The organism is Flavobacterium panacis (assembly GCF_024649945.1).
Taxonomy (GTDB): Bacteria; Bacteroidota; Bacteroidia; order Flavobacteriales; family Flavobacteriaceae; genus Flavobacterium; species Flavobacterium panacis.
The window spans coordinates 343,542-367,141 of the sequence record NZ_JANKMS010000005.1 but is presented as its reverse complement, the minus strand read 5'-3'; the positions used below and the strand labels follow the sequence as shown (position 1 = coordinate 367,141).

General features: G+C 34.7%; 17 protein-coding genes and 2 tRNA genes. 11 read left to right on the top strand and 8 right to left on the bottom strand.

Annotated elements, in window-relative coordinates; genetic code table 11:
- Positions 1 to 34: 34 nt before the first annotated feature.
- On the bottom strand, positions 35 to 2,506 hold the full coding sequence (locus tag NQQ59_RS13450; protein WP_144215822.1) for an AsmA family protein: 2,472 nt from the start codon (positions 2,504 to 2,506) through the stop codon (positions 35 to 37).
- A 245-nt stretch (positions 2,507 to 2,751) separates the two neighbouring features.
- Between NQQ59_RS13450 and trxA the strand changes: the two genes are divergently transcribed.
- On the top strand, positions 2,752 to 3,069 hold the full coding sequence (trxA, locus tag NQQ59_RS13445) for a thioredoxin (RefSeq protein ID WP_008466289.1): 318 nt from the start codon (positions 2,752 to 2,754) through the stop codon (positions 3,067 to 3,069).
- Between the two features lie 178 nt (positions 3,070 to 3,247).
- Here the strand turns inward: trxA and NQQ59_RS13440 are convergent, their stop codons facing one another.
- Both NQQ59_RS13440 and NQQ59_RS13435 read right to left on the bottom strand, forming a co-directional pair.
- On the bottom strand, positions 3,248 to 5,326 hold the full coding sequence (locus NQQ59_RS13440) for a tetratricopeptide repeat-containing sensor histidine kinase (RefSeq protein WP_144215820.1): 2,079 nt from the start codon (positions 5,324 to 5,326) through the stop codon (positions 3,248 to 3,250).
- Positions 5,323 to 6,030 carry a LytR/AlgR family response regulator transcription factor gene (locus tag NQQ59_RS13435; RefSeq protein WP_144215818.1) on the bottom strand — a complete coding sequence of 236 codons (708 nt, stop codon included), beginning with the start codon at positions 6,028 to 6,030 and terminating at the stop codon, positions 5,323 to 5,325. The genes NQQ59_RS13440 and NQQ59_RS13435 overlap by 4 nt, the downstream gene beginning before the upstream one ends.
- A 194-nt stretch (positions 6,031 to 6,224) precedes the next feature.
- On the opposite strand from NQQ59_RS13435, the gene NQQ59_RS13430 reads away from it, so the two are divergent.
- Positions 6,225 to 6,770, top strand: coding sequence for a hypothetical protein (locus NQQ59_RS13430; RefSeq protein ID WP_144215816.1), 546 nt, complete (start codon positions 6,225 to 6,227; stop codon positions 6,768 to 6,770).
- Positions 6,771 to 6,815: 45 nt separating this feature from the next.
- A complete protein-coding gene (locus NQQ59_RS13425; protein WP_144215814.1) occupies positions 6,816 to 7,397 on the top strand; it encodes a DUF4082 domain-containing protein in 582 nt (193 codons plus the stop codon).
- A gap of 128 nt (positions 7,398 to 7,525) precedes the next feature.
- On the opposite strand, the gene NQQ59_RS13420 is transcribed toward NQQ59_RS13425, so the two are convergent.
- The 5 genes from NQQ59_RS13420 to NQQ59_RS13400 all read right to left on the bottom strand — a co-directional run bounded on the left by NQQ59_RS13420 (position 7,526) and on the right by NQQ59_RS13400 (position 13,278).
- Complete coding sequence (locus NQQ59_RS13420) at positions 7,526 to 8,746, bottom strand: hypothetical protein (protein WP_144221537.1); 1,221 nt, start codon at positions 8,744 to 8,746, stop codon at positions 7,526 to 7,528.
- 51 nt (positions 8,747 to 8,797) lie between these two features.
- Positions 8,798 to 11,005 carry a TonB-dependent receptor gene (locus NQQ59_RS13415; RefSeq protein ID WP_144215812.1) on the bottom strand — a complete coding sequence of 736 codons (2,208 nt, stop codon included), beginning with the start codon at positions 11,003 to 11,005 and terminating at the stop codon, positions 8,798 to 8,800.
- 10 nt (positions 11,006 to 11,015) lie between these two features.
- Entirely contained in the window at positions 11,016 to 11,486 is a 471-nt protein-coding gene (locus NQQ59_RS13410; RefSeq protein WP_144215810.1) for a DUF4625 domain-containing protein, read from the bottom strand.
- A 15-nt stretch (positions 11,487 to 11,501) separates the two neighbouring features.
- Complete coding sequence (locus NQQ59_RS13405) at positions 11,502 to 12,422, bottom strand: DUF4625 domain-containing protein (protein WP_186296595.1); 921 nt, start codon at positions 12,420 to 12,422, stop codon at positions 11,502 to 11,504.
- Between the two features lie 502 nt (positions 12,423 to 12,924).
- Positions 12,925 to 13,278: a hypothetical protein gene (locus NQQ59_RS13400; RefSeq protein WP_144215806.1), complete on the bottom strand. Its 354-nt coding sequence runs from the start codon at positions 13,276 to 13,278 to the stop codon at positions 12,925 to 12,927.
- Positions 13,279 to 13,403: 125 nt separating this feature from the next.
- Between NQQ59_RS13400 and NQQ59_RS13395 the strand changes: the two genes are divergently transcribed.
- The 8 genes from NQQ59_RS13395 to NQQ59_RS13360 all read left to right on the top strand — a co-directional run bounded on the left by NQQ59_RS13395 (position 13,404) and on the right by NQQ59_RS13360 (position 23,308).
- Complete coding sequence (locus NQQ59_RS13395; protein WP_257698286.1) at positions 13,404 to 15,971, top strand: M1 family metallopeptidase; 2,568 nt, start codon at positions 13,404 to 13,406, stop codon at positions 15,969 to 15,971.
- Positions 15,968 to 16,894, top strand: coding sequence for a DUF58 domain-containing protein (locus NQQ59_RS13390; protein WP_144215802.1), 927 nt, complete (start codon positions 15,968 to 15,970; stop codon positions 16,892 to 16,894). Before NQQ59_RS13395 ends, NQQ59_RS13390 begins: the two co-directional genes overlap by 4 nt.
- An 86-nt stretch (positions 16,895 to 16,980) precedes the next feature.
- Positions 16,981 to 17,054 (top strand) — tRNA-Asp (locus tag NQQ59_RS13385).
- A 600-nt stretch (positions 17,055 to 17,654) separates the two neighbouring features.
- Positions 17,655 to 17,728 (top strand) — tRNA-Asp (locus NQQ59_RS13380).
- Between the two features lie 280 nt (positions 17,729 to 18,008).
- A complete protein-coding gene (locus NQQ59_RS13375; protein ID WP_144215800.1) occupies positions 18,009 to 18,833 on the top strand; it encodes a helix-turn-helix transcriptional regulator in 825 nt (274 codons plus the stop codon).
- 415 nt (positions 18,834 to 19,248) lie between these two features.
- On the top strand, positions 19,249 to 20,610 hold the full coding sequence (locus tag NQQ59_RS13370; protein ID WP_144215798.1) for a TolC family protein: 1,362 nt from the start codon (positions 19,249 to 19,251) through the stop codon (positions 20,608 to 20,610).
- Positions 20,611 to 20,670: 60 nt separating this feature from the next.
- Positions 20,671 to 21,723, top strand: coding sequence for an HlyD family secretion protein (locus NQQ59_RS13365; protein ID WP_144215796.1), 1,053 nt, complete (start codon positions 20,671 to 20,673; stop codon positions 21,721 to 21,723).
- Position 21,724: 1 nt separating this feature from the next.
- The gene (locus NQQ59_RS13360; protein ID WP_144215794.1) at positions 21,725 to 23,308 is read left to right on the top strand and encodes an MFS transporter; all 1,584 of its coding nucleotides are present in this window, start codon (positions 21,725 to 21,727) and stop codon (positions 23,306 to 23,308) included.
- Positions 23,309 to 23,600 lie beyond the last annotated feature (292 nt).

Here is a 23,600-nt window from a genome sequence, read left to right as displayed (position 1 = left end):
GTAGTATTCGGAATGAGAGGAATTTTAAAATAAATTATTTATCCCTCTTCCTCCACTTAATCTTAATCTTTCCCTCATTATCATAAGCAATCAAATGAAGTACAATACCACGTTCTCGAACCGCTTTACGTTCTTCTTTGGTGGCGAGTTGGGCGTCGTTTTTAGAGTTTCTTAGCGGAACCGTAAGCGCGAGATTCGTGCCTCGGCCGAAAGAATAGATTCCGTCTACGTCGAAGTTTAAGACGCTGGAACTTATGGTTAATTTGTTAATGTCCACCTGCTCTCCACGGAGATTTAGTGAACCTGATAAATCACTAAAAGTAATATTCTCTACATCACGAAGCGGAAAAGCAAATTTGCCGATTTTCATAATTGGGTCGAAGTTTAATAAGGCGCCTTGGTTGACATTAAAATCTAATTTTCCTCTCATCGAATTGACAATCAAATCGCCTTTGCTGCTCATTAAACCGGTTACATTAGCGTTGCTACTCAATCGTCCGCGAATGTTTTTTGGACTGAAAGAATGGATTCCGAAGTTGTTGAAAGACTTTAAAAAGCTTGCGATATCTACTCGGTTTACGTGGGCTGTAGAACTAAAAATATAGTGGTTTCCGCTGGGTTGAATTGCGCCGTTAAACGTAATGTTTCCGCCAGAAGTTTGTAACGTTCCGTTTTTAAGCAGCAATTTAGAATTCAGCATTTGCAGAGTGGCTTGAGTATTGGTTGCGGTAAGTGAACCGTAGGTGATTTTATCAGCTTTCAGATTAATCACAGCCGTACATTTCTCAATTACTGATTTTAACTGATTAGAGAAATTGACATTTTTCTTTTTGACTTGTTTGGTTTGAGCCGTTTTTTGAACAGGAGATTTTTTTAAAACACCTAAAAACTGTTTCACATCAATATTCGGACAGTAAATATTCCAGTTTACGACCATTTTTTCGGGCGCGTCGTAATACAAATTCAGGAAATTATCGATTTTTCCGTCAATGCGGATGATGTTCTTTTTGTGTTTATAAGCAATTTTTTTGATGTAAAGTGCCTGTTCTGTAAACGATAATTGTACAGCCGTTTTTTCGGCATGAATGTTTTTCGGAAGATAATCAAACGTTGCATTGTCAATATCGACATCGCCCGTAATACGCGGTTTGTTGATGTACAAATCGACAATATCAAACTGAAATTTCAAGTTGGCTTTGGCGTGACCGCTTTCAAAATGAAGGATTTTTTCGTTCGTCATTCCGTTCAGTTTCGAAATGTCAAAATCAGCATTTACAATTCCGGTGGCAATTGGTTTTTCGAGATTGTTAATGGTAGCTCTCGCAATTTTCAACGGAATATTTAAATATTCGCCTTTAAAATTCGTCAAGATAATAGCCGAATTCGGATCGTTGAATCCGTTTTGGGGTTTGAAATTATTCGTAAAAATTCCTTTGAAAGAACAATTGGTAAACAAACCATCAGGAATCGTCAATTCGTTATTTCGAATATCAGCCTGAACTACAATTTTCGGATCGCCTTCCACATTCAAATCGCCTTTAATGTCGCAATTGACTTTAATAGGTTTCTTTAAATCGAACTGATTCAGTTTGGTGCTGATGTTTCCAGACAATAAATTAGACGCATTTCTCCACAAAATATCGGTTCCAATATTGATTCCGAAAAGCGAATTGGTTTTTCCGATATTAAAGAAAGCGATGATATCAAAAACATCAGATCCGATTTTGAGTTTCTGTGTTTTAATGTTTATTTTTTGATGCGCTTCGGCATACGAAATATCAAAATTTCCTTCGAGTACTTTTTCTTTGGCAAAACTTCCGTGAACAGTATTAAAAGCCAGACTGTTTATTTTGGTTTTCAGATACAAATTAGTACTCCAATTATCATTTTCATAATCAACTTTCGATTCTAAATTCGCTACATCAAAATCGAATAATTTATGACCTAAATGATTGTCAATAATGACATGAACATTGTTGAGGTTTACGTAATCAATTGTTGTTTCGGGTTTTTCGTTGTGGGTTTGTGCTTTCTTTTTTTTAGGTTTAAAAATATTCACATTTGAATATCCGTTTTCGGCTTTATAAATGTAAATATCAGCGTCGTTAATTAAGATTTTATGAATGTTGATTTGCTTTTGCAATAAACTCCAAATATTCAAACGCGCTTCAATTTCCTTCGCTTTCAACAAAGTATGTTTGTGACTTGGCCATTGATTGTCTTTGATTTCGACTTCTTTTAAAGCCAAAGTAAAATTCGGAAAACCCGTTAAAAACTTATAATGAAAATCGGTTATATGAAACTGACCATTAATGTTTTCGTTGATTTTATGATTGACTTTTGCAATAATTTCTTTTTTATTTTGATTGAAATAAACCGATAAAGCTCCGCAGGCAATTAATAGAATTCCGATTAATCCGAGAATGAAAAAGCCAACACGTTTGGCATACTTTTTAAAAGAATGAGATTGAAGAAAGGTTTTTATTTGAAGTAAAGTTTGTTGCATAAGAATCAAATCGTTTGGAGTATTAAAGATACTACAAAAAAGATTAACATATTATTGGGTTGGTTTTCAGTAGAATAAGTTGTAATTTCAAACAAAAGAAAACCTTTATACAGTTGATAATTAATGACAATACATTTATAATGAAAACTAATTTAGTAATGGTGTTTGATTTATTTTAAATTTTTAAATTTGTACTGTAGTTTGAAAGTTAAATATTTCAGACCTAATTTTAATCTTAATATATTATGGCATTAGCAATAACAGATGCTACTTTTGATGAAGTAGTTTTAAAATCAGATAAACCAGTAATGGTAGACTTTTGGGCAGCATGGTGTGGTCCTTGTAGAATGGTTGGTCCAATCATTGACCAATTAAGCGAAGAGTACGCTGGTAAAGTAGTTGTTGGTAAAGTAGATGTAGATGCTAACCAAGAATTTGCTGCAAAATATGGTGTGCGTAACATACCAACCGTTTTGGTGTTTCAAAATGGTGAAGTAGTAGGAAAACAAGTAGGAGTAGCTCCGAAACAAGCCTACGCAGATAGTTTAGACGCTTTATTGTAATCTCAGATTACGATTGATATAAAAGAGGTTTGACGAAAGTCAAGCCTTTTTTATTGGGTTTGTTTTTTTGCCACTAATTTCACGAATTGACACTAATTTTATCAATAGAAAAGCATAATTGAATTATTTAATTTCTCTAATTCAATTCGTGAAAATTCGTGCAATTAGTGGCAAACTTTTATTCAAAAATAATAGTAAATGTCGCTCCAGAATCTGGCTTTGAGCAAACCTCAATTTTACAATTTATAGCTGTTGCGAGATCACGAATTAAATGCAATCCTAAACCAGATTTGATTCCGATTACTTCTGATTGGTCGTATAAAGCTTTGAATTTCTCCTGTGTTCCGCCTGGACCGTTATCAGTAATCGAAAGATAATTTTTCTGATTTTCCTGCCAGGCTTTCCAGACGACTTTAGCATTTGGAGTTTTGTCTAATGCTTTGATGGCGTTTCCGGTCAGATTTCGAATAATGGTTTTGAGATAATTTTCGTCTGTTTCTAAAATGAGGTTTTCAGGATTTTCAAAAAGAATTTCGATGTTTTCTACATTTGAAAAATGCTTTTCGGTTTCTTCAAAAAGAACTTCAATTTTCGTTTTTCTAAACTGAGGTTTAAAATTCTCCATTTGTCCTTTGCTCCAAAGCAGAATATCTTCCATAGAAGACAATAAATTTTCGGCTCCAGTTGTAATTTTATGCTGCATTCGGATTGCCGTTTCTTCGTCAATCAATTCCGGATTTTCTTTTTGGAGATGCAGAAAATGAATCAGATTCGAAATCGGACTTCGAAGATCATGATTCAAAATACTAAAAAAGCGAGCTTTTATTTTATTGGCTTCATCCAATTCCTGATTCAAAGCCTGAAGTTTTAAATTGGTTTTCTTTCTACTCTGACTTTGTTTTAATAACAATAATCCAATAATACAAACCAGAGTAATTCCAGAAATGAGGAAAATACGCTGTTGCTTAGCATCTGCAATCTGAATGTTTTTTATGGCATTTTCGGTCGAAAGATTTTTAATTTCCTGCGCTTTGGTTTTATTTTGAAATCGGGCTTCGGCATTGGCGATGTTTTTTTTGGCAGACTGTGCCATCATTTCATCATTGTTTTTACTGTAAATTTCGTTGTAATAATAAGCTTCTTTCCATTGTCCCAATGCGGCATAACTTTGAGAGAGTTTTTTATTGATCATGACAAAAGATTCTTTGTCGTATTTCAGCGCTTTTTCAGATGCTTTTTTTAATACTTCTATTGCTTTTTTGTGTTCTCCTTTTTCGTTTAAAACCTTTCCGTAATTGGTATTAGCTTCCATTATAATATCCGGATCATTTGATTTTTCTGCAAACGAAACAGATTTTTTAGCAAAATCATACGCTTTATTTATGTTGCCTTCGCCTGCAAAATATTCAGACATACTTCTGTTGGCAAAGCTTAAATTAATAAAGAGGGAATCTTTTGCTGTTGGATACGAATAAACAAGATCGTAATATTTATGAATACTGTCTTTTTCTTTTAATACGACATAACTATGCAGGTAATAATTGCATAAATAAGCCATTACATAAGGAGAGTTTTTTAAGTATGGTTTTACTTCATTAAAATATTCAATAGCTTTTGGAAACTGTTTCATTTTGGTGTAAGCGCTCCCAATTTGAAGATACGATATACCAATGTTTTCCTCGTTTGCGATACTCTTTTTGAGTAATTTTTTATAAGAAATCGCCTTTAACTGATAATTAATGAAAGTTTCGTATTCAGCATTATTTTGATAGTATTCTGCTAAACTTCCGTTTAATACCGATTTAGTATACGTACTCTTTGTAGTGTCTAGAACTTGTTTGATATATTTTACTAAAGATTTACTTTTTGCAGTATCCTGAACCGAATAATAAGCATAATTAAGACGCATTAAAGCAGTTGTTTCATTCTTTAAATGTCTGGCTTTACGGGCATATTTCCAGGCAAGTTCAAAATTTAGAAGAGCTTTCTGATACTGATTGTTCGTAAATTCGTAACCAAGCCCTTTTTGAATATAAAATCGACTTAAGTAAGCATTCTGATTTTTAGAAATGGCAATTCCTTTGTCAGCGGCACTTATAAGTTTAGGGAAATCCTCATTGGCTAAAATTTTTTCGGTATACTGTAGCCAGATTTTAAGTTTTTCGTCTGTTGTTTTATAGCGCGCTAAATTGGGTTCCTGCTGTGCAAAAGCATTAAAATTAATAAAGAATAACAGCAAGAACTTTAGGATTCTCATGCTATCAGATTTAGATTTTCCTTATAACTTCTTCCAATAGGAATGATGGCTTGATTGTTCAGAACAATTTCATTTGAATTTATTTTCTGAACATATTGTTTTTGGACAGCATAACTTCTGTGAATACGGACAAAAGACTGGAAATGATCTTCTTTTAAAAGATTTCCGATACTCGAAAGTACACAATGTCTTTTTCGTTCTGTAACAATCAGAGTATAATCTTTTAAGGCTTCCAGATATAGAATTTCGTGAAGTTTTACTTTGGTTTGTTCATGTCCTTCTTTTATGTAGATCGTATCACCGCCAATACTCGCTTCAAACAATGAAGCTTTTAGTTTGATTTCCATAAACTCTTCTATCCGATTTATGGTTTGTGTAAAACGATCCAGTTTGAGAGGTTTAACTATAAAGTCTAATGTTTCGATCTGGAAACTTTCTACAGCGTGTTCGGGATGTGCCGTTATAAAAACGCAGACAGGAACTTCAAGGGCTTGTTTTCTAAATTCAATTCCGTTTAAACCCGGCATATCAATATCGAGAAACAAGATATCTATTTTTTCTTTTTCCAGAAAAGGAACGGCATCTTCAGCCGATTCAAAAATCCCTATGATATCCAGAACAGGGAATTTTTTAGCATAAGAAACCGCCGTAAGTCTGTCAATTTCGTCATCATCAACAATAATACAAGTGTATTTTTTCATCATTCAAACTTAATTTATGTCGTCTGTCTATTTAAAATGTTGTTCGTCTATTGGCTGTTTTGAGCCTAAACTTATTGCCGCAAATTTGTTCTGTAATTAAGTCATAAGGGAAAAATAGTCCTTATTGATTTTTGCAAAAATATAAGCTATTAAATTAAAAAAGAACTATTTAATTAAAATTTTAAAACCAAAATGTTATGAAAACTTTTAAGACGATTTTTTTCATTTTACTAATTTCTATTTCAGCAATTTCATGCAGTAGCGATGATGGGACCGATGGGAAAGACGGTGCAGATGGAGTACAAGGACCAGCTGGAACTGCAAATGTGATTTACAGCGCTTGGATTAATGCTCCTGCAGGAACGCCAGAAACAATAGACGGAACATCAGGATTATCAACTTCTATAGCCGCACCACAACTTACAGCAGATATTATGTCAAAAGGAACTGTTTTAGTGTATATGTCTTTCGGATCTGGAACTAATGTTTTTGGACTTCCTTATACTTCTACAGCGGGTGGATCAATTAACACCATTACGGCGATTTCAAGTATAGGGAACATCAAATTGTTTCGATTTAAACATGCAAATGACGGTACGACTGTAGCACTTCCTGCTTCTTTAAACTGGCGTTATATTTTAATTCCGGGCGGAGTGGCTTCTGCAACATCAAAAACAGCCAAAGTAGATTACTCTAAAATGAGCTACGAAGAAGTTTGTACCGCTCTTAGTATTCAGCCTTAATTCTTAAAAAACAAAATCAATTAATCAAACTAATAAATAACTATTATGAGAGCTTTTAAAACCATTTTTACGATTTTACTAACTGCTGCTTTAGCGATTTCTTGCAGCAGTGACGATAAAGATAATACTCCAAAATTTGAAACCGAAAATCCGTTAGCGGCTTATTACACAAAAACAGGGTTTACTACAGTAACTAACTTTATTAACTCTGGAGATTACGAATTCGGATTGGTATTTACGCCAACTGTAAAAGGAAAAATGAAAGCCATTACGCTAAAACTTCCCGCAACAAATCCTTCGGTTCGCGTTACGATCTGGGACTTTGCAACGAAAGCGGTATTACGTTCTGAAACTTTAAATATAGCAACAGCTGATGTTGAGGTTAAAAAAGAAATTAGCGAATTAGCTTTAGAAAAAGACAAAAAATACCTCATTTCTATGAACTCTAATGATTGGTACAAAAAGAGCAAAGCAGATAATTCTAATGCTGTTTATCCAATTGTTGCAGGAAATATCACATTCAGTGAATACAGATGGTTAAGCGGTACAGCACAGACTTTTCCAACAACTGTTGCTAATAGTTACAACGCTGGAGATTTAAGCTTTGATTTTCAACAAACAGAATAATTCATTTTTTTGGATAGCTTTGAATTAGTGAAGGAAAAAGGTTTGGCAATTGTCAAGCCTTTTTCGATTTAAATAGAAATCGGCACTCTAAATTAATAAAGTGCCGATTTTTTTATTTTTTTAATGAATTAGTGATTGTGAGTTTCACTGCTTTCGTAACCTAAAATCGTAATCATATAAGGCGTACTTGAAACCTTTTTCTTTTTGATTTCTGAAGAAGAAAGATTTACTTGTAATAATTCTCCCGTTGATGGTGAAGTGATGTAAGCAAAACGATCTGTAACAGCCATTTGAGGTTTTAATGTTGCATCTGTTGCTGTTTCTGAAGTTGCTTTAACTTCTTTTGCAACTTGCAAACTGCTGATATCGTAAAGTTTAAAATCTCCTGAATGCAATAAAACAGCCAGTTTTTTATGATCGTAACTTACTTTACATTGCATAATGGTAGTGTTTGCAATAATTGGTTTTACGGTATTTGCAACAACATCAATTAAATAAGCGCCTTTTGCAGCCGTGAATCCGATGAATTTTCCAGCTGAAGCTGTTTCTAAAATAGTTCCAAACCAAGCCGTTCCAAAATCTGCTGGATGATCGATTAGTTTTTGGTTTCCGTTGCTTTCAACAACTAAAATTCCGCTAGAAGAACCGAAAACCGCATAAACTCCGTCTGAAGCATTTCCGTGAATTCCTTTGGTTTGAAGTTTAGCATCAAAAAGTGTTTTTCCTGTATTGTCAATGATTTTTACTTTTTCTGGAAGTGTTCCTGTAACCGAATTGTCTTTTTCAGTAATTGCGTAAGTTCCGTTTGTAAAAGTCGCCATTGCACCGTGATGCGCCAATAAACCTGCATTGATCGTTTTGAAGGTTGAGCCAGCTTTATTTACATCAGCTTCTTTACCAACAGAAAGCGTTCCGTCTCCATCATTAAAAGTTAGGATTTCTCCAATTTTACTTTTAAAATGCGTTGGTTTTGAGGCGCTTGTCGCTAAAACTCCAAATTTAGCAACATCATCAACATCAATGTGATCACCGTGTAATTCTAGTCCGCTATCTAAAGTTTCTACGAAATTATTGTCTCTGTGAACAATTCCTGCATAACGTCCAGATTCTGTTGTGTACAAAGATGATTTAGGAAATTTTGCCGTAAAAGAACTGATTTTATCTTCATGCGGATCAAAAAGCGTTAATTCAGCGGTTTTTTCGTCAGAAAGTAAAATTCTAACAAATGTATGTTCTTCAGATTCATGGTCATGATCGTGATCGTCGTGGTTATCATCGTCGTTGCTGCACGAAACTGCAAAAAGCGATAAAACAGATAAAAATAGGAGTTTGTAAAACTTGTTTTTCATTGTAATAAAGGATTTAAAATTTGTAATTAATTGAGTTTTGAAGGATCGGACTTATCGCGAAACCGAAAACGGAATTTTCATGGAAACAATAATATTTCTTCCCGCTTCTGGAAGTTCGATAAGTCGGTAAAAGCTTGTGTGATTTAAATATCTTGTATTGAATAAGTTTTGGATTTGAACATTGATGCTGACAGTTTCTTTTCCAGTTTTAATTTTGGTTCCCAAAGCGACATTAAAAACATGACTTTCGGCTGTTTTTTTCTCAGGTGGAACGATATGATTTTGAGCTGCTGTAAGACGATAATCAAAAGAGAAATAAGAATCTTTTAAAAAACCTGTTTGAGGTTCGTAATTGAGTCCAAACAAAACAGAAGGCGGTGGCGAAAACGGAAGTGTATAACCCTTTTTGCTTCCAGATTTTTGTTCTGAATAAAGATATTCTGCCGCGATTTCTGCACTTAAAGATTTTAGGAAATAATAACGAGTTTGTAATTCAGCGCCATAACGAAATACTTTACTCTGCTCGTATTCAAAAACCTGATTTCCTGCTCCATAATAAGTATCATGCGCTGAAGTTGGATTTAAATAAATGAAATTAGGAAAATAATTTACAAACGGCGTCAGCTGAAAAGACCAGTTTTGCTGTTGCCATTCCATTCCCAAATCCAATTGATACGAACGTTCTGCATCCAGATTTGGATTTCCTTTTTCGAATCTGAAATAATGATAATTTACTCCGTTTGAAGCCAATTCTTTCGCAATCGGCATTCTAAAACTCGAACCTAAATTGGCTTTCAAAGTCAGATTTCCAGGATTATAATTTACCCCAGCCGACCATGTAAAACTGTTGAAAGTCTTAGTCAAATCGTCAGAGCGTTGTAAATATTCCAATCGCGTTTGATTGTTTTCTGAAACCGGACTTTCAAACCAATCGTAATACGATTTCATTTTGATGGTACCATAATCGTAACGAACTGCGCCGTGTAGAAACCATTTTTCATTTAGTTCAACTTTATCATAAGCAAACAAACCCGCGTTAAATTGCGTGAAAGCGGGAATCAAAAAACTCCATCCGCCAATCGCATTTTCTTGTGCGATGACATTAGTTCCGATTGTAATTTGATGGCGATTAATAGCAAATTCATCTTTCGCAGAAAACGACCAAACATCTTTATCATATTGACGTTCCAAATCTTGTGGCGCGTACATGTTTTCAGGATAAATTGGAGGCATATAACCATGATTGACGTAATGACTCCATTCTCTTCTAAAGTTTTTCTGAAAGCCAATCTGCGTTTCAAAAGCATGATTTCCAAAATTAAAAGAAGTCGTATTGCTCACTTTCAAATGATTGACTTGCTGATAAGGCATCAAAATATCTCGGCTCGATTTATCGTGTAATTCGACATCGACATTTCGAGGTTCGAGTCCGTGCGCATTCGCGAAAAAGCCACTTTTGGTGTGAACATTACTGAGATAAAAAATCGACTTCAATTTTTCTCCAGAATAGCCTGTACTCAAATGAAAATCAAGTTCACGTCCAGCAGTATTTCGCAAATGATTTTTATACAACGGAACAGAGTAACTATATACATGAACCACATCGGTTGGAACACGATAGTCGCCGTAATCCATTGTCGTTACACGAGAATCGAAAAACCAGTTTTCATTTCTGCCATATAAATTGAAAGAGCTTCCAAACAGGGCATTATTGCTTTTTCCGGTAAGGTCGACGCTTCCGCCAAAAGAATTTTTGGAAGGAAGAGGAAGCGGTTTAATATTGACCGCACCGCCCACAGCATCGGATCCGTAAATAAATGAAGAAGGACCTTTTATAATTTCTACTCGGTTTACCGCATATTGATCGATTTCTAAACCGTGATCGGCACCCCATTGCTGGCCTTCGTGCTTCAAACCGTTTTCAACCACAATGACCTGATTAAAACTCAAGCCTCGAATCAATGGTTTTGAACCTCCAGAACCAATCGAAATGGTTTTAACACCAGGCAATTTCTGTAAAGACTGCATTAAACTCCCGCCAAGATTACGCTGAATAAAACTGCTGTTTACAGTTTCGACATTCAGAGATTCTTCTTTTTTGCGTTTTTCAGCAGCATTTCCGTTGACAATAACTTCGTTGAGTTCTTTAATTTCAGGTTTTTTTTCTGAAGACTTATTTTGAGAAACAACTTCAGATGAAATCAATAAACTGACGAGTAAAAAACAATATTTCCAATAAAGGAATTGGGCATTCTTCATTAAATCCTGATTATAAAATTTTAATACTTAAACCTTTCAGCGTTTGCCAGCCTTCTTTGTCCGTTAATCTGATCATAAAATGATAATCTCCAGGATCAACATCGGCAGGAATTGTAATTTGCGCCGTTGCTTCATAATTTTTTACACCTTTTGGAATCGTGTAATTGTTGATGAAAAGCATTGGGTTTACTGGCTTTTTCACGGCTTCGGTTTCACAAGTAGTAACTTCTGTACTATGAGTGTGATGATCGAAATTGTGATGAATGTCTAAGCTGTAAGAACCCAATTCGACATTATCATTAAAAGTAGCTTTGAAAGTGAAGGTTTTTCCGCGTTCGATTGTACTGCATTGAATAGGAAAAGCGCCAGCGGTGGTAATATCAATTACAGGATATTCAGTATCGATTTCTGCCTTATCGCTGGAGCAGGAAGAAATAAAAACAAGAGCCAAAACGCCTAATAAAAAGGATATCTTTTTCATTTTTTTTGATTGAAATTAAAGTGCAAAAGGAAGATCAATTGACTGAGAGAAATTGATATTATAAGTCGTGTTTTTATACAAAACCAAGAAAGTATAATTGCCCGTTGCCCAAGATTTGTTAGCAATTAAATCTTGCTGAACAGGAGAATTGTTGTCTTTTGGAGCACCAATTATTAGGTTTGGTTTTTCTCTTGTAAACTTTACGCCATCCCAAGGAACATTAGAAAACTGACTTGCATCGGCCACGTTTTTATGTTCTAAAACATCATACACGATTACTTTTTTAAAATCAATTTGGTCAACGCTTTCAGGATTGTGTTTTAAGTTTTTATTAATCAAAAGCAAATACATAATTCCATCGCCTTTTATGCCTTCCAATGTTACTTGCGAACTGAAAATGTCATTATTTTTGTACTTTGCACTGGCATCAGAAAAATTGCCTTTTCGGTACATAAAAGAATCATTTATAAAAACCGTGAAAATAGAGGCCACAGGATTTACAGGAATATTTTCCAATTTGTAAATCGTGATGGTTTTGGTTACTTCCAGTTTACTTCCGTTTTGATCGTTGATAATAATGATGAAATCATATTTACCTTCAACAGCATCTTCTGGAATGTCAAAATGCTTGTGAACCGTTGCGTTTTTGGCATCTGCATATTGCGTCCAAGTAATTTCGTGAGACCAAACTTTAGAATAGGTTTCAGTGCTTTTTTGTACAATTTTCACTTGTACATTTTTGATTTTGTCAGCAGCAGTTACTTCCGCATTAAAGTGAAAATCTTCGCCAATAGTTGCGGTTTCGTTGTTGCCAAGACCCAATTCGATTTTGTCAATCGCAGGAATGGCTTGTTCTTTTTCTGAATCGTCGTTGCTACAGCCTGTAAAAGCAATTGCAGCAAAAACCGAAGCCAGAATGAGTTTTGTTGTTTTCATTTTTTCTGATTTGATTTTGATCATTTTATAAAGAGTATTTGGGTTACAAAAAGGTGTTATTATTCCAAGTTCCAGAGGAACAAAACATTTATAGAATCGTTGAAAAAGTCCCAGCGGGACGGAATATTTATAGAAATAAATTCATCATTTAAAAGAAAGCCCCAGCGGGGCGACATATTTATAGATATAGATTTACCATTTAGACAAGAGCTCCAGAAGAGCGAAACATTTTCTAAATCACGAAAAAACAGTAAAAACAGAACTAAAAACAGAATTAAGTCTTAGTTCAAATGCCGTAATCGATAAATTTGAAAAGGGAATTTTTTGCGCAGAAAAAGCAGTATTCTAGCAAAGAAATTTTAATTTTCGATGCAAAAATGAATGTCAATACAATGTATTAAACTGCTGAAAATAAATGAGATTGCTATAAAATGTTTACGATTTAGAAACCATCAAAAACAAATCAATAGCCGAATTGCAAAGCAATCAGTGCACAAAAAAATTAAAGTGTAAAAACAGGAGGGGCTCGAAGTGAGAATAAAGACCCTCTAAAAAATGCAAAATGCTGTTCGTTGTAAAAAGTAAGGTGTTTTACAACAGAAATGTTTTTATAAAATTGAAAAACAGTAAAGGCTAAAGTGCCAACTGCGCTGAATTTAAAATTGCAAATCGAACATTTATGAAACGAATGCAGTTTTGCTTTAAATTGTGGTTTTTCTGAAACCGAAAATTCTATTTTTTCTTTCTGCGAATGCGTATCTAGAATATGCTCATACGAGTGCACAACTGGAAAAAGTATTGCAAACAATACGATCAGTGGCATTAGTAGATTTATAATTCTAAGTTTCTTTTTCATTCGAGAATTAATGCAATAGAGTTGCAAATATAGAAATCTTATTTTCAAATGCAATGTTGTTGCAGTAATTGTTTGTGAAAAATTATTCCTTTTGTTATTTTTATCGAATCTTATATTCCTTAAAAATGAAAATTTTCTACAGCCTTCTTTGTTTTGTTCTATTGATTTCCAATGGTTTTTCGCAGTCAAAAGAAAGTGTATTATTTGAAAGTGGTGTTTCAGAGCAATTGGCACAATTTCGTAAAAAACAGATTTCAGATCTTCACTATAATTTGTCATTCGAAATTCCGAAGCAAAAATCAGAAAACATCAATTCTCATTTGATTGTCAATTTGAGTTTATCTGATTTAAGTCAGCCCTTACTTTTAGATTTTAAAGAGAAAACATCAAACATAAAATCGGTTGAAGTAAACGGAAAAAGTATTGCCATTGTACATCAAAACGGACATGTTATAATTGCTCCTTCAGCTTTAGTTTTAGGAAAAAATACAGTTTCGATTTCTTTCATTGCAGGAAATTTATCTTTAAACAGAAACGATGATTTTCTATACACTTTATTAGTTCCAGACCGCGCCAGTACTTTATTTCCGAGTTTTGATCAGCCAGATTTAAAAGCAACTTACAAATTGAGTCTTTCTGTTCCAAAAGAGTGGAAGGTTTTGGCTGGAGCCGATGTAAAAGAGAAAGTCGAAAAAGGAGATTTTACGTCTTACATTTTCGGAGAATCTGATAAAATGAGTACCTATTTGTTTTCGTTTGTGGCAGGAAAATTCAACAGCGTGACGAAAAAGCCAGGTTTAGAAATGACTTTTTTATACCGTGAAAATGACAAAGGAAAAATAGCAAGCAGTACCGATACGATTTTCAATTTGCATCAGCAGTCTATCGATTTTTTAGAAAAATATACCAATTATAAATTTCCTTTTCAAAAGTTGGATTTCGCTTCGATTCCAGTTTTTCAATATGGAGGAATGGAACATGTAGGAGCGATTCAATACCGAGAATCGACTTTGTTTTTGGATAACAGCGCAACCGACAGCGAAAATTTAAACCGAGCAAAACTCATTGCACACGAAACCTCACACATGTGGTTTGGCGATTTGGTGACGATGAAATGGTTTGATGATGTTTGGATGAAAGAGGTTTTTGCCAACTTTATGGCAGACAAAATCATGAATCCGATTTTTCCAAAAGTCAATCATAATTTGCAGTTTTTTACGGCGCATTATCCCAGCGCTTACGCGGAAGATCGATCTCTGGGAACACATCCTATAAAACAACATTTGGCTAATTTGAAAGATGCTGGTTCGCTTTACGGTGCTATGATTTACAACAAAGCACCAATTATGATGCGTCAGTTAGAAGCTTCAATGGGGGCAGCAGCTTTCCAAAAAGGAATTCAAAAATACATTCAGAAATATGCCAATGACAATGCGGATTGGAATAATCTGGTAGAATTACTTGATGCCGAAACTTCTTTGGATATGAAGAAATGGAGCGAGGTTTGGGTAAACAAATCAGGAAGAACCATTTTCTCAGATAAAATCGAATACGATGCTCAGAACAAAATCAAAAGCTTTGAAATTACACAACAAGCCGAGGATAAATCGAATAACGTTTGGCCTCAGATTTTTCAAATCGGTTTAATTTACGCCAATGATGTAAAAGTGCTAACAGCAAATATTACAGATAAAAATTTGGTTTTAAAAGAAGCTGTCGGACTTGAAAAACCGCTTGCTATTATATACAATTATAATGGTTTTGGATACGGTGTTTTTCCGCTTGACGGGAATAATTTAAATTATATCGCAAGTTTAAAAGATGAGGTGGCGAGAGCTTCGGCGTATAGTAATCTTTACGAAAATACTTTGATTGGAAATATTTCTCCAGATAAAGCGTATGAATGCTTTTTAAAAGGAATTCAATCAGAAGACAATGAATTGGTTTTGCGAATTGCAACGGGAAGTTTGAATACTATTTATTGGAGATTTTTTACTGAAAAACAGCAAAATAAAGTTCAAAAACAGCTTGTAGGGATTTTATATGAGCGTTTACAAGCTAATTTGTCTTCGAATATAAAAAAGACATTGTTTGGTTTGTTTAGTTCTGTTGCTTATTCTGAGTCAGGAAAAGCAAGTTTGTATAAGGTTTGGAATAGAGAAATCTCGATTACAGGTTTGAAATTAAACGAAGACGATTACACCAATATGGCAATGAATCTGGCAATTTTTAAACATAAAAAAGCAGATGAGATTTTAGAAAAGACTAGAAATTCAATTTCAAATCCAGATAAAAAGAAACGATTTGAATTTTTGCTTCCATCGTTATCAAAAGACGAATCGGTTCGAAATGCTTTTGTAGAATCTTTAAGAGACGATTCAAATCGCGAGAAAGAATCTTGGGTTTCGGTTGGTTTGGCCAATGTAAATCATCCGCTTCGTCAGGAAAGTGCTCAAAAGTATATTAGATTTTCACTAGATTTGGTAGACGAAATCCAGCGTACGGGAGATATTTTCTTTCCGAAAGATTGGTTGGATAATACGGTTGGGAAGTATTCGTCGAAATATGCTTTTGATGAAGTACAGCGTTTCTTAAAAGAAAACCCTAATTTTAGTCCGATCTTGAAACGTAAGTTATTCATGGCGACAGATTTGCTTTATAAAGCACAAAATATTAAAAAAGAAACCGAATGAAAATTGAATCGGAAATAGAGAAAGTCTCGAGTTTTCAGCATCTCGAAATGCTGGCAAATCAGGTTGTGGAAGGTTTTATATCTGGAATGCACAAGAGTCCGTTTCATGGATTTTCGGCCGAATTTGCCGAGCATAAAGTCTATAACGCAGGCGAAAGCACCAAACATATCGACTGGAAATTATTCGCCAAAACCGATCGTTTATACACGAAACGTTTTGAGGAAGAAACCAATTTACGCTGTCATTTGATTGTTGATAATTCGTCGTCAATGCATTATCCTGAACTGAAATCGAATCAGTCTTTTTATGAAAAGAAGATTGGTTTTGCAGTTTTGGCTTCGGCAGTTTTGATGAATATTTTAAAGAAACAGCGCGATGCGGTTGGTTTAAGCGTTTTCTCTGATTCTTACGAATATTATGCTCCCGAAAAAGGAAGCGATCGCCATCACAGAATGCTTTTGAACAAACTGGAACAATTATTAGAACAGCCAAAAGCAAAGAAAACCACTGATACGATTACATATCTGCACCAGATAGCAGAAAAAATGCACCGCCGATCGATGATTATTTTGTTTACAGATATGTTTCAAACGCAGGATGACGAGAAATTATTCAACGCTTTGCAACATTTAAAACACAACAAACACAAAGTAGTTTTGTTTCATGTGGTTGACAATCAAACCGAAATGAAGTTTGATTTTGACAACACGCCAAGAAAGTTCATTGACTTAGAATCTGGAGAAGAGGTTTCTATTTTTGCTGATAATGTAAAACAGGAATACGAAAAAAGGGTAGAAGCCTACTTTAAAAACCTGGCTTTAACCTGCGCGAAGAACCAAATTAAGTACGTTCCCGTAAATGTTGGCGATAATTTTGAAAAAATATTGACCACATATTTGGTTGAAAAACAAAACTTTGGATAATGTTTTAAAGAAATTTTTAATTTTTTTTATAAAAAGGCTTGCAGATATGAAATTCTGTTATATCTTTGCAACCGCAATAACGCAGAGGTTTGGTAGTTCAGTTGGTTAGAATACATGCCTGTCACGCATGGGGTCGCGGGTTCGAGTCCCGTCCAGACCGCAATATTGGGGAAAGCCTTTCGTAACAGAAAGGCTTTTTTGCCCAAATACGGTATCTAAGATTAGTTGTGTTGTTTTGCTACGACTTTGTAACTCGTAGCTGGTTTAGTAGTTAGACCAATGAAAAGCTTTCCACTTTTGTGGATGGCTTTTTTGATTTAAGACCTTTTGTGAAAAGGTAAATTCCAATGATTTTGAATTCTCAAAATTAAATTGCTTCGCCTGTTCGCTATCGCTCGAGTCCAAATTCCAATCTCGACACAGTTTGTCATTTCGACTGAAAGGAGAAATCACACACATAATTCCGTAAAGATTTTACCGCAAAGAGCGCAAAGAATACGCAAAGTTCACAAAGGTTTTTTTAAGAATACAAAGTTCACAAAGCTATAATTTGATACAGCTTTGTTGCAGATAGTTGTCGGGATTATGCTTTTATTTTGATATGTTTTATGGTTGGTAAAAGAAACTTCCTACTTTTTGATCAAAATTTTAATTTTTAAAATATTGGAATTTAATCAATTAAAAAATTCTGAAAATTTTATTCGTAAAAACGCTTGCAGAAACGAAATTCTGTTGTATTTTTGCACCCACAATAACGCAGGGTTTGGTAGTTCAGTTGGTTAGAATACATGCCTGTCACGCATGGGGTCGCGGGTTCGAGTCCCGTCCAGACCGCCTAAGTTTGTAAAAAGCTTCTCTTAATGAGAGGCTTTTTTGTTTTTATGCATTTTGCGTGGTTTAACTGCAAAGGCGCTAAGATTTACGCAAAGTTCGCAAAGGTTTTTTTGCAAGATTTATAAAAGTTCGCGAGGCTATACGATAAAGCTTTGCGAACTTTGCGTTTATAAGCGCCATCCTAGAAAAAAAATCCTTGCGTTCTTTGCGGTTAATTTTTTTAGATTCCAGTTTTGGAATTTTTAAATATTGGAATTTATTTCTTCCCTATCTTTATATCATGGAACAAGGCACATTCAAAGTGGACAAATATTATCTCAATAAAGTAGATGCTGATAAAAAAAGCATTTATTGTCATCATGATATAATGGGCGAATTACTTGTTCCAACACACAAACACAATAAAGCGCAGATGCTCTATGCAGAAGGCGATGTAGTTTTTGTGACTACTGAAACAAAGTCTTATTTTCTTCCAGCAAGACATTTTATTTGGATTCCTGCCGGATTGGAACATAGCATTGAACCGAAGTCGGAACATGTGATGATGCGAAATCTTTATTTTCCAGTTGAAAAAGATGAAGATGATTTCTATAAAAAAGAAGGTATTTATCCAGTGAATAATTTACTTCTTCAAATGATGATGTTTACCAATCAGTGGAATGGAGATTTGAAAAAAAACACTCCGAATTTTGTGATTGCAAAAGCTATAAAAGCAATTCTTCCTCAAATATGCACTAATAATCTGCCTTTAGAACTGCCTCAGCCTAAAGATAAACGACTAGGGAAAATTCTTCGACACATAGAAAACAATCTCGGAGAAACAATTCTCTTTGCCGATGTGGCGCATGAATTTGGTTATAGCGAACGCTCTTTGTATCGCTTGTTTCAAAAAGATCTCAAAATGTCTTTTATTCAATATTATACTATTCGAAGAATCCTCAAAGCGATCGAGCTTTTATTAGAAAGAAAGCTTTCTGTAAAAGAGGTAGCTCTAGAAGTTGGTTATAATAGTGTTCCGACTTTCAGTAATACTTTTTTTAAGATTTTAGGCCAAAGACCTTCTGATTACTTAAACGGGGAGGAAATTTTGGAGCGTAATAAGTAGATTTTTATTTCATGCATATTTGCCGATTTTCTTATTCTATAACTTAAAATTTTCTCTCGCAGATTCCGCAGATTTAGGGGATTTTTGCAGTGTGTAAATAATTATTTCACGCAGATTTAAAAAGATTTAAGCTGATTTTGCAGATTATTTTAAAAATTTATCTGCTTAATCTGCCAATCCCGATAGCTATCGGGAGCGAGAGTAAAAAATAAATCTGCGCTCATCTGCTAAAATCACTTTAAATCTGCGTGAAATAATTTTTATCTTCAACTGTTTGTTTTCCAGTATTTTAATATAACGTTTTCGAAAAATGAAATTTTAACATTTGTCCGAAATGAATATGTTGTTGGCTTTTAATAATCTTCCGCCAACGAAAAAATGAAGGAACTTTGCAGCATCAAATATTCAAATATTCATGTTCCTTACAAAAACAAACTCTAAAGAAGATTGTTTTCCCAGAAGCTTATTGATTTTACTAATGGTTTTAGTATTCAATAGTTTACATGCTCAGGAAGTTCATACGGTTTCTTTACAAGAAGCGATGAAACTGGCGAAGGAAAACAACAAAAAAGTCCTTAAATCTCAACTGGAGATTACGCTCGCTGAGCAAAACATCAAAGAAAGAAAAGAACTTAGATTACCAGATGTACAACTTAACGGAATGTACTCTAGAATTACCAACATTACAGAATTTAAAGGAGATGGTTTCTTAAACGGAAAAGAAGTTACCAAAGCAATTCCTGAAATCTATGAGGTTAATTCAACTTTTAAAATGCCAATTTACGTTGGAAACAAGATTAATAACGCGATTAAAATTGCGAATCAAGAAAACGAAATTGCAAAAATAAAATCGGAAAAAACAGAAAATGATATTGAGCTGCAAGTTGTGGCCAATTATCTGGCGATTTATAAAATGATGGAACTTCAAAAGATATTTGAAGAAAATATCAAAGAAGAGAAGAACCGATTAAAAGAAGTACAATCGCTTCAGAAACACGGAACGGTGACCAAAAATGAGGTTATACGTGCCGAATTACAACTCTCAGATCGTGAATTGAATGCGTTGACAAACTCCAAAAACATTAAAATCGCACTTCACGATCTGAAGACGTTGATTCAGATTCCAGAAAACGAAGAAATTGCTATCGACACAACGTCAAGTTTGGACGAAATGAACGGTGTAGATCCGTATGATTTCTATTTGAGCAAAGCCATGCAGAATGAAGAAATGAGAATGGCAAGTCAGGAATTGGACATCAGTAAAACTGAATTGAAATTGGTAAAAGGGAATTATCTGCCAACTGTAGATTTCTTCGGGAATTATGGTTTTTATTATCCAAACTACAAATTCTTTCCGCCAAATCCCTATTTGTACACTTTAGGTCAGGTGGGTATCGAGGCGCGTTTTGATCTTTCGGCTTTGTATAAAAACAAAACGAAAGTGGCAAAAGCAAATACGAAAATCGATGCACAGAAAATGCAGAATGAAATTTTGAAAGATGAAATTCAGGATCAGTTGTACAAAGAGCATACGCAGTATCAGGAAATCCTTGAAAAGTTTGTCGTAGTAGACAAAGCTTTGGATTTAGCCGAAGAAAACTACCGAATCGTAAAGCTGAAATATTTAAACCAATTGGTTTTGATTACAGAAATGGTCGATGCTGATAATGCTTTGCTTCAAGCGAAATACAACAAAATCTCTACTCGATTGGATGCTGTTTTGAAACATTATGAGATGATGCATACGGCGGGGATTATGCCTAATGCGGGAAGTTAAATATGAAAAGTTAGAAGAAAGAAGCAAGATTTTAAAGAACTAAGATAAAGAGATAAAAAGATGGTTAAGATAAAAAATGAAACTAAAAGAAATAAGACGTTTCATATACTAATAACAATTATTGCGTGCACACTGGTTGTAAGCGGGGTTATTTTGGGAATTTGGTTTTATGTGTTTAACAGAAATCACGAAGAAACCAATGACGCTCAGGTAGAACAATACGTTACGCCAATTATGTCGAGAATTACGGGTTATGTACAGGAAGTTCGTTTTGACGAAAACCAATTTGTGCATAAAGGCGATACTTTGGTGGTGATTGATAACAGAGAATACAAATCGAAATTGAATGTGGCTCTTGCCGATGTTCAAAACGCAGAGCAAAATAACGTTGTAGCTCAGAAAAATGCTATTAACACAGCAAGTGCAACGGCAATTAACGAAGCACAATTAGAGGCTGCAAAAGCAAATCTTTGGAAAACCAAATTAGAATACGAAAGATATAAAGCTTTGGTTAGTGAAGAAGCAGCGACTTCTCAACAATTAGAAAAAGTAAAAGCAGACTACGAATCGGCACAAGCGCATTTTTCAGAAATGAAAAACAGAATTCATTCGGCTTCTTTAAGTACTTCTGTTGCTGAAGCGAATGTTCCGACAACACAGACCAATATTGCTTCAAAACAAGCTGTTGCAGACAATGCGGCATTGTTTCTTTCGTACACGGTAATTACAGCGCCTTATGACGGCTGGGTTGGAAAACGAACTTTACAACCAGGACAAATGGTAAAAGAAGGACAGTCTTTGCTTTCTATTGTAAGTAAAGAAAAATGGATTACAGCCAATTTTAAAGAAACGCAATTACAATATTTAACCGTTGGGCAAGAAGTAGAAATTAAAGCTGATGCTATAGATAATAAAACTTTTGTGGGGACAATTGCTTCGTTATCGCCTGCGAGCGGTGCGAGATTTTCGTTGCTTCCTCCAGATAATGCAACTGGAAACTTCGTGAAAATTGAACAGAGAATTCCAGTTAGAATTCAGTTAAAAGAACAAGACAAACAAACCGATTTTTTAAGAGCAGGAATGAATATTACAGTTGTTGCTGCGCACAAATAAAATGGAAGATAAAAGTATATTTAAATCATGGGTTCCGAGATGGGCGATCATTATTATTTTGTTCGTTTGTTTGCTGCATTCTATGATTTTATTGGGAGTTTACACGTCAAACGTAACTTATGCGGCTAGTTTTCTGGATATTGAGCCCGAAGATTTGCAGTTTGCAATGTGCGTAACCTACGGAACTCTGCTGGCAACCATTTTAATAGAAAGCCGATTTTCGAGTTTTTTTCCTGCGAAAAATTATCTGATGGCAGTTTATTCCTTAATCGGAATTACGATTGTTGCATCGGCTTATATAACCAATTTTTCGGTCTTTTTATTAATGAGAGTTGCCGAAGGAATCCTGATGGCGCTTCCTGTAATTACGATCAGACAATTGCTTATTGAGCAGTTCAATTCTAAAAATGCGATCATTATCGGGTTTTCATTTTATTACGGCTCGCTGTTGTTGTCTACGCCGTTTATTATGAATATCGCCGTGTGGTTTCTCGACCATTACGACTGGAAATACATGTTGTATGTTTCGGGCGGACTGCAGGTTTTAAACGTCTTTTTAATCTTAGTTACTTTCAGAGGGCACCGAATTACGAAGAAGATTCCGTTGTATCAAATCGACTGGATGAGTTATTTTTTGGTTTTAATTTCGATTCTTTGCGGTGCCTACTTTTTTGTTTACGCAGAGAAAAAATATTGGTTTCAATCTTCAGAAATGGTTTTAATGCTGGTAATTTCGCTCATAACTGGTGGATTGTTCATCTTTAAAGAACGTTTGGTAAAAAGGCCGAGTTTCAACTTTGAGGTCATAAAATACGCGAATCTGCGAATCGGATTTTTATTGTTTTTCCTTTTTTATATCAGCAGAGCAACATTGAGTCTTTGTCATTCTGCGATGTATTCAATTTGGAATTGGGATCCATCACGTGTGGCAGGCGTTCAGTACATAAACGGACTAGGAAACGTAATCGGACTTATTTTAGCCGCTTTTTTTCTGATGAAATCTGTTTCGACTAAAATTATTTTCATGATTGGTTTTACGCTCATTGCTATTTTCCACTTCTGGTTTACGTTTCTTTTTGTGCCAGATGTTGCATTGAGCGATATTATTATTCCATACATTTTGCAAGGAATCGGAGTAGGGTTTTTATTTGTTCCGTTGATTCTGTTTACCACCTCTTCGGTTCCTGCAAATATGGCGGTTTCTTCGGGAATTGTGGGTGTTTCGGGACGTTTTTGGGGAAGTACAATTGGTTTCTGTGTGATGCAGAATGCCATGGTTTTCTTGAATAAAAAACATTTTCTGAAATTAAGTCAATTTGTAACAGGAGAAAATCCAGAAGCTCAGAATGCAATTGCTTCGACAACTCAAAGTTTTATTGCCAAAGGATATTCAGCAGATAATGCCAATGTTTTAGCGATGAAAAAGCTTTTCGGTACAATTTCAAAACAATCGACTTTATTGGCGGATATGGAGATTTATACGATTGTAGGATATGGTTTAGTAGTTTTGATTATTCTAATTGCATGTAATCAGCATTTGAGACAAACAATGACTTTGGTGAAAAGTAAAATTTGGATCGGGTAATTTTGTTTCAAGTTTAATGTTTCAAGTTTTTGCTAATCTTTGTCGATTAGTCTCGCAAAGTCGCAAAGTCGCAAAGTTTTTTATCGCATGTTTGTCATTTCGACGAAGGAGAAATCACACGCGGGATTCGACGCAGATTGGCGATTCTCTTTGCGGAATTTCTAGTGTGATTTCTCCTTCGTCGAAATGACAAACTGTGCGTTTGGTATTATCTTAAAACAAAAACTTTGCGTCTTAGCGACTTTGCGAGATTCTAAACAAAATCCTGCGAGAAATAAGACTTTATTAACGT